Source organism: Psychrobacter sp. 1Y4 (genome assembly GCF_051847555.1).
The window spans coordinates 1-641 of sequence record NZ_JBPYDE010000714.1 but is presented as its reverse complement, the minus strand read 5'-3'; the positions used below and the strand labels follow the sequence as shown (position 1 = coordinate 641).

1 protein-coding gene is annotated in these 641 nt (G+C 42.4%); it reads left to right on the top strand.

Features of this window, described 5'->3' with window-relative positions:
• Window positions 1-423: polyphosphate kinase 2 family protein (locus ACS8FC_RS18490; RefSeq protein WP_459112984.1), on the top strand; the 423-nt coding region annotated here is incomplete at its 5' end.
• Window positions 424-641: the final 218 nt, after the last annotated feature.

Here is a 641-nt window from a genome sequence, read left to right as displayed (position 1 = left end):
GAGTTTTTTCAATCGGTACCAGAGTTTGAGCGCATGCTTGTACGATCAGGCATTCGCTTAGTCAAATACTGGTTTTCTATCACTGACGATGAGCAACATGCACGTTTTATGAGTCGGATATATGATCCGTTGAAACAGTGGAAGCTCTCACCAATGGACTTACAGTCACGCAGGCGCTGGGAAGATTACACCAAAGCAAAAGAGACCATGTTTGAGCGCACTCATATTCCTGAAGCGCCATGGTGGGTCGTTGAAGGCAACAATAAGAAGCGTGCAAGGCTCAACTGTATTGCACATTTGCTCGAACAAATCCCTTATAAAGAAATACCTCGTGACGAGATTGAGCTGCCCAACCGCAAACGCGATGATGAATACTACCGCGAGCCTATTCCTGATGATATGTACGTACCGCCGCGCTACTAGCACTAACTGATACAAATATATGTCCTAAAAAAAGCCTTATAGAGTTATAAGGCTTTTTTATTGATCACTTTATTGATTACAAAGTATCACCATGATGGCTATTGATAGAGACGCCTAGGTTTTTGAATGAAGTGGTATGAGCTACATGGTATAAGTCGCTTGTAAGCTATCAATTTTTCCAGCCAGCAAGCGTTCAACTTCGTTTTTAATTCTCTGTC